The organism is Corynebacterium sp. HMSC05C01 (assembly GCF_001807155.1).
Taxonomy (GTDB): domain Bacteria; phylum Actinomycetota; class Actinomycetes; order Mycobacteriales; family Mycobacteriaceae; genus Corynebacterium; species Corynebacterium coyleae.
In genome coordinates, this window is record NZ_KV787950.1 from 45,539 (window position 1) to 52,864 (window position 7,326).

Annotated in this window: 4 protein-coding genes; 1 reads left to right on the forward strand and 3 read right to left on the reverse strand. The window is 62.5% G+C overall.

Annotated elements, in window-relative coordinates:
• Positions 1–24: 24 nt before the first annotated feature.
• Positions 25–960, forward strand: a complete 936-nt coding sequence (locus HMPREF3145_RS04590) for an acrylyl-CoA reductase family protein (RefSeq protein WP_070422074.1) — start codon at positions 25–27, stop codon at positions 958–960.
• On the opposite strand, the gene HMPREF3145_RS04595 is transcribed toward HMPREF3145_RS04590, so the two are convergent.
• From HMPREF3145_RS04595 to HMPREF3145_RS04605, 3 genes are all read right to left on the reverse strand, one after another.
• Complete coding sequence (locus HMPREF3145_RS04595) at positions 950–2,002, reverse strand: DUF2189 domain-containing protein (RefSeq protein WP_070422075.1); 1,053 nt, start codon at positions 2,000–2,002, stop codon at positions 950–952. The genes HMPREF3145_RS04590 and HMPREF3145_RS04595 overlap by 11 nt on opposite strands.
• 461 nt (positions 2,003–2,463) lie before the next feature.
• On the reverse strand, positions 2,464–5,298 hold the full coding sequence (leuS, locus tag HMPREF3145_RS04600) for a leucine--tRNA ligase (protein WP_070422076.1): 2,835 nt from the start codon (positions 5,296–5,298) through the stop codon (positions 2,464–2,466).
• Positions 5,299–5,511: 213 nt separating this feature from the next.
• Entirely contained in the window at positions 5,512–7,146 is a 1,635-nt protein-coding gene (locus HMPREF3145_RS04605; protein WP_246817502.1) for an ATP-binding protein, read from the reverse strand.
• Positions 7,147–7,326: the final 180 nt, after the last annotated feature.

The following is a 7,326-nucleotide window of genomic DNA, read 5'->3' on the forward strand; positions in this document are numbered from 1 at the left end:
TAGACGCACGTTAGGCTGGCGACCATGAATAGCACCTTGCTGGTTACTGACAATGGCCCCGAGATCGTGGAAACCCGCGATGAATACGCCGGCGAAGGCGACACGCTGATCAACGTCTCGCACTCGTCGCTGAACTACAAAGACGCAATGGCACTGTCCGGCAACCGCGGTGTCCTGCGCGAACTGCCGCGCGTCCCCGGCATCGACGCGGTGGGCACCCTCGAAGACGGCACGCTGGTCACGGTGAACGGCCGTGGGCTGGGGGAGCGCCGTCACGGTGGCTACACCCCGCGCGTGCGTATCGACGACACCCACATCACCCGCGTCCCATCCCGCTTCACCGCCGAGGACGCCGCCGCCATCGGCACCGCCGGCTACACCGCAGCGCTCTCCGTCGCGGCGTTCGAGCGCGCCTCCTACTCCGTGGACGGCCCCATCCTGGTCACCGGAGCGACCGGCGGAGTCGGTTCCATCGCCGTGTCGCTGCTCGCCGAGCGCGGCCACGAAGTCTGGGCGCTCACCGGGCGTATCGACGAACACAGCACCTGGCTGCGCGAACTCGGCGCCACCGAAATCCTCGACCGCGCCGACTTCACCAGCCAAGGCAAACCACTGCAGAAGGCGCGCCTCGGCGGCGTGATCGACACCGTCGGCTCCGACATCCTGGCCAACGCCCTGACCCAACTGCGCTGGGGCGGCGTCGCCACCGCATGCGGCATGGCCGCCGGCAACGACCTGCCCGCCTCCGTCCTGCCGTTCATCCTGCGCGGTACCCAACTCATCGGCGTGAACTCCGTCGACACCCCCAACGACCTTCGCGACGAAGCCTGGGCACTCCTCGACACCTCCCTCAACACAAACGCCATCCGCACCGAAACAATCGGATTGGATGGCGTCATCGAAGCCGGCCAGGCCCTGTTGGAGGGCCGGGGCGGTGGAAGGGTCGTCGTTAAGCTGTAGGCTCCTGCGGCACCGGACCAGCCGAAATCTGCCGGTAGCCGTACGCCAACGCGAGCATCGTCGCCGGCAAGGTCACAATCAAACCAAGACCAAACGGGATCGCACCAATGAGGTTGATCAAACCAGCCAACACCGCGAAGCCCAACAGACGGCCATAATTACGCGCACCCGCCTTGAAACCACCGGTGAACGCCTGGCCAAACGTGCCATTGTTGTCACCCGCGAACCACGGCTGCAGCATAAACAGCGGGCTGATCAGCAGCATCACCAACAAACCAATGCCGAATGCCGCCATCACCGGGCCCATCACCGCAAAGAACGTCTCCGGGTCATCCATGATCGCCTCCGGGTTCTCCGGGATCATCGTCGGATCGATCGCCGAAAACGCACCAATGCCCAGCGCCGTCAGCAGCACCGTCATGCCAAGCATGGCGATGACCGACAACAACACCGACATGCCCAGCGTCTTACCAAACGTCGGCGACTTCACATCCCCGAAGTTCAGGTTGCGCGCCAGCGTCGCCTGCAACGCCGCACCAATCATCCACGGGCCGAACACCGTCGTGCCGCCCACCTGAATCCAGGTGCCCACCGTCGGCACAAACCGCACCGCCACACTCAGCAGCAGGTAAACCACGCCAAGCGGCAACCACAGCTTCGGGTTGCCAAACACGGTCTTGAAGCCCCAGCCGATCGCCTCCAAAATGTTCAGCTTGCCAGTGCCCTTCACATGCGACCAGCCGTTATTCGCCGGGTCGTTAATCGGGTGCGGGCTCACACCATCACCCGGAATATTGTCCGTCAACTGCTGCCCATGGAACCGCAACGCCGTGCTGCCCGCCATCGACGCCGCCGAATTGACCTCAAACGCGCTGTAGTCGCTGTAGCCGTTTTGGTAGTTGCCGGCTTGGTCGGCGTAGTTGCCGGCGTCGGCGGGGTCGGCGTAACTGTCGTAGCTCGGGTAACCCCCGTCGTTCTCCGGGTGGCTTCCTTGCGGATGCTGCGGATACGGCTCGAAGCCGTCATTGTTCGGAGTGGACATTGATGTGTTCCTTCATCGGATAGGTATCAGTTTTGCCCAGCCGAGTTTAACAACCCTGCGCGGTGGGACGCCGGGCCGGAACGTTGGCGCTGCCCGGGCCGCCTCCTGACAAACTTTGCAAAATCTGTCAGGAACGTTTTCTGACCTGCACGTTTACCGACGCCTGACAGATTCCGCCGTGATCTGTCAGCCGGACGGGGCGGTGGGGGCGGTGGGGCCGGGCCCGCTGGTCGGGGTGAGGCGGCGGGGCGCCCGGGGTGAGGCAGCCCGGGCATTTTGGGCATCACCGGCAAAATAGTTCCCGGGCGGGGAACTTTCTTCGTCCGGCGGGCTAAGAAAATTCACTACGCCCAGGACAGATCGGGCAGGGCACAAAAAAGTTCCCCGGTTCGACCGAATCCGGGGAACTTTTTTGGGAAGGGTATGAGAAAGGGTAGGGCAGCAGAACCCGAGCAGAACCCCTACTTGACCACGAGGTTGACCATGCGGCCCGGGATCGCGATCACCTTGACTACGGTCTTGCCGTCCACCAAGGCGGCGACGCGGTCGTCGGCAAGGGCGGCGGCTTCGAGGTCGTCCTTAGAGGCGTCGGTGGCCACGTCGATGCGGGCCTTGACTTTGCCGTTGATTTGGACGGGGACCTCGACGGTGTCGTCGGTAAGCCATTGCTCGGCGAACTCCGGGAACGGCTCGAACGTGATGGTCTCGGGGTGGCCGAGCAGGGACCAGAGTTCCTCGGCGATGTGCGGGGCCAGCGGCGAGACCATCTGTACCAGCGGCTCGACGGCGTCGCGAGGGGCGCCGGACGGGTAGGTCTTGGTCAGGTAGTTGACGTACTCGATGAGTTTCGCGGCGACGGTGTTGTCGCGAAGGTGGGCGTAGTCGTCGCGTACGCCGGCGATGGTGCGGTGGAGGGCTTTGAGGTCGTCTTCCGTCAACGAAGCGTCCACCACGGTGACCTCACCGGTGGCCTCATCCACGACCAGGCGCCACAGTCGCTGCAGGAAGCGCTGCGCGCCGACGACGTCCTTGGTTGCCCACGGGCGGGAGGTGTCGAGCGGGCCCATGGACATTTCGTAAACGCGCAGGGTGTCAGCGCCGTAGTCCTCGACAACCTCGTCGGGTGCGACAGAGTTCTTCAGGGACTTGCCCATCTTGCCGTACTCGCGGTTGACCTCTTCGCCCTGGTAGAAGAACTTGCCGTCCTTCTCCTCGACCTCGGCCGCGGGGACGTAAACGCCGCGGGAGTCGGTGTAGGCGTAGGCCTGGATGTAGCCCTGGTTGAACAGGCGGCGGTAGGGCTCCTTGGAGGTGACAAAGCCGAGGTCGTAAAGCACCTTGTGCCAGAAGCGCGCGTACAGCAGGTGCAGCACGGCGTGTTCGACGCCGCCGACGTACAGGTCAACGCCGCCTGGGTCGTTGGCGCCGTGCTCGTCGGGGCGCGGGCCGGTCCAGTAGCGCTCGTTCTCGATATCCACCAGCGCATCCGTGTTGGTCGGGTCGATGTAGCGCAGTTGGTACCAGGAGGAGCCGGCCCATTGTGGCATGACGTTGGTGTCGCGCCAGTACTTCTGCTTGCCGTGGCCGAGGTCCAGTTCGACTTCGACCCAGTCGGTGGCCTTGGCCAACGGCGGGGCGGGTTCGGAGTCGGCGTCTTCGGGGTCGAAGGCGACGGGGTTGTAGTCCTCTACCTGCGGCAATTCGACCGGCAGCATGTCTTCCGGCAGGCCGTGCGCCTGGCCGTTTTCGTCGTACACGATGGGGAATGGCTCGCCCCAGTAGCGCTGGCGAGCAAACAGCCAGTCGCGTAGTTTGTACTGGATTTTCTCCTGGCCCGCTCCTTCGTCGCGGAGCCACGAGATGGCTTTATCAATGGCCTCTACCTTACCCATACCGTTGAGGTCCAGGCCGGATTCGTTGGCGGAGTTGATGTGGGTGGCGTCGCCGGTGAAGGCGGCTTCGGAGACGTCGCCGTCGAGAACAGGCGTAATCGGCAGGCCGAAGACGGTGGCGAACTCGTAGTCGCGCTCGTCGTGGGCCGGGACCGCCATGATGGCGCCGGTGCCGTAGCCGGTGAGCACGTAGTCGGCGATGAAGATCGGGACCTGCTCGCCGTTGACCGGGTTGACCGCGTAGGTGCCCAGAAACACGCCGGTCTTTTCCTTGTTTTCCTGGCGTTCCACATCAGACTTGGCGGCGATGGAGCGCAGGTACGCGTCGACGGCTTCGCGCGGGGTGGCTTCGCCGTTGGTCCAGCGGGTGTCGACGTCGGTGGGGTAGGAGTCGGCCACGAGGTCGTCGACAAACGAATGCTCGGGCGCGAGCACCACGTAGGACGCGCCGAACAGGGTGTCGGGGCGGGTGGTGAAGACGGTGATGTCGCCGGCGGGCGATTCGAACACGACCTCTGCGCCGCGGGAGCGGCCGATCCAGTTGCGCTGCATGCTCTTGACCTTTTCCGGCCATTCGAGCAGGTCAAGGTCGTCGAGCAGACGGTCGGAGTAGTCCGTGATGCGCATCATCCACTGGCGCAGGCGCTTACGGAAGACCGGGTAGTTGCCGCGCTCGGAACGGCCCTCGGCGGTGACTTCCTCATTCGCCAGCACGGTGCCCAGGCCCGGGCACCAGTTGACCATGGAGTCGGAGAGGTAGACGAGGCGGAACTCGTCGATAGCCTTGTGCTTCTCCTCGGTGGTCAGGTCGCGGAAGTTGCGGCCGTCCTTGGTCTGGCGAGCGCCGGACATGAGGTCGCGCACGAGGTCCTCGATCGGGCGGGCCTTCTGCTGCTCCTCGTCGAACCAGGCGTTGTAGATCTGCAGGAAGATCCACTGCGTCCAGCGATAAAACTCCGGGTCCGTGGTGGCAACGGAGCGGCGCGGGTCGTGGCCCAGGCCCAGCATGGCCAGCTGGCGGCGCATGTTGGCAATGTTCGCCTCAGTGGTCGTGCGCGGGTGGGTACCGGTCTGGATGGCGTACTGCTCTGCCGGCAGACCAAACGCGTCATAACCCAGTGTGTGCAGCACGTTCTTGCCCAGCATGCGGTTGTAGCGCGCGTACACATCCGTGGCAATGTAACTCAGCGGGTGGCCGACGTGCAGCCCCGCACCCGATGGGTAGGGGAACATGTCCTGAACGTTGAGTTTGTCCTTGGGCAGTTCGACCTGGTCTTGCGGAGCAAGGTCTCCAACCGGGTTGGGTGCGTAAAACGTCTGGTTGTCGCGCCAGTACGCCTGCCACTTCTTCTCGATCTCATTGGCCAGCTCGGCCGTATAGCGGTGCGGGGTCGCCTCAGTCATGGTTATGCAGTGTAGTGAACAGGCATTGCTTATCTGCGACCTCCGCCCCGAACGCCATTTCCCCAGGGAATTGTTTTCTGGTCCGTTTTTAGGATTTGAAAGATATAGAAAAGATATAGCGGGCGTTTGGACGAGCCGTTTTGCCAGTTGCCGCAGGTCAGCGAATTGTTTCGATATCTTTCACTATCTTTCGGAATTGTTTTCTGCGCGGATTTACGCGCGAATCCAGCGGGTGCCGCGGCCACGAGGGGGACCTTCCGGATCGATCTTTGCCCTACCGAGGCTTCGAAGGTGCCGCAGGATTCTGCCCGCCTCTGCAACGCTGACGCCAGTTTGATCGGCGATGTCGGCGGACCGGAGGGTTTCGCCGTCGAGAAGCTTTGCTTCGATCCATTCCTGAATACTTACCGTTGCCAGTTCGCCAGCCTGGCCCAAGTTGAGAAGTTTCCGAGCCTCGCCGCTGAGTGTCCATTCGTTTGCGTCGGCTACGGAATCGAGGAGGCCGCGGTCCACGAGGTCGTCCATGAGCTCCCTGACCTCAAGCGATGTGAGCTGGGTTTTCTGCACTGCGGTCGTTGCCGTGATGAGTGCTGCGGAGTTGAGGTGCCACAACACAATCAAGGACGCCACACTATCGACGACAACCTCCCCGTAACGCTTCGACAGCCGCCTCAGCCCCTTGATGAAGTCCACGTCCGGTTTTTGTGCAGCCAGAATCACTTGGACGTTCACATCGGTTGCGATAACCTCCGGCTCACTGCGTCCGGTTCGGAGCATGGTCGCCCACATACGGTCAAAACCACGAGAGCTTTCTTCCGCCAACCCCAGCGTGCGCATTGCCGCCATCAGCCGGTTGTTCCGCGGAACCGAGGACGTAGATAGGAGTTTGTCCCGGGTCACACCTGGCGGGAGTGGGCCAGGGGAGGTGACTTTAAGCGTTCGATTGGATTGCTCGACAACCACCGGGCCGGGCAGTCGCCAGTCGCGGTGAATGAATGCATTCGCAACAACTTCATCAACGGCCTGCTCGGGAAAACGGCTGATGGCAACCTCTTCGCCGTCGTCAAACTGGACCCGTTCAATCTCAGTGTCACCGTTTTCGGTGATCAGTCGGCGAAGGCGGGGCAGTGCCAGCAGGACCGGGTCTGAAATCAACGTCGCCCGGGGTTCCTCACCCGGCAACGTCCGCCAAAGGTGGCGCACAACCACGTCCGTTGGCCCTGGACTGGCCAGGAGAATTTCGCCGGCACGTTTAAGTTTGCCGTCGTCACGCAAAAGCCCAAGTTCCCGCAACAGTCCCGTTGTGGTCTGAGGGACGGCAGCATCGAGGCCGCGTGTCCTGCGGTGTTGGCGGAGCATCCTGCGTGCCTCGTCAACTACCGCTAACGGCAAGTCGTCTATCGAGATATCGGCTGGTCCGTTTGAGTAGTCCGGGTTGCGACGTGCCGCGTCGATAGCGCGTCGCTCCTCTTCCGTGATCTCCTTGCAGGAAAATTGGCCGTCTGCGGTGCGCTTCTTCGCGGCGCCGTCGCTACGCGTGTACAACGCCCGCGCTTCAGGGACGTGAATAACAACGAGCCTTGCGCCCCACGCATCCAACGTCGTGACCTGGACGTTCATGTTGGGATTGGTCTTGACGAAGATCCGGTGAGTGATCTTTTCTTCATCCAGTTTGGTACCCGTAAACGCTTCCCTCCCGGGAACCTTGTCGGTGACACCCACCACGATGTACCCCATGGCTGCTTCCCCGTTCGCCATGCAGACGGCCTCATCCACCAACTTGTCGACGAACCGTTCCCTCTCCGCCTGTCCTCCCCCTCGAGCAGCGGGGTCCTCCTTGAACTCCAAGATGAGCGACTCCTGCGAGTCCGCCGTTGCCCCGTCATTGATCGCCTAAAGCGCATCACGCACGTTTGGGAGAAGATCATCCCAGGCAGATTCTGTAACCATGGTGCGATTGTACATTTCCCCAGGGAATTGTTTTCGGGGCCGTTTTTGGGATTTGAAAGATATAGAAAAGATATAGCG

Excerpts from the sequence above, each read along its gene's own strand:
- HMPREF3145_RS04590 (WP_070422074.1), top strand. The coding sequence starts at position 25 with ATGAATAGCACCTTGCTGGTTACTGACAATGGCCCCGAGATCGTGGAA.
- HMPREF3145_RS04595 (WP_070422075.1), bottom strand. The coding sequence starts at position 2,002 with ATGTCCACTCCGAACAATGACGGCTTCGAGCCGTATCCGCAGCATCCG.
- leuS (WP_070422076.1), bottom strand. The coding sequence starts at position 5,298 with ATGACTGAGGCGACCCCGCACCGCTATACGGCCGAGCTGGCCAATGAG.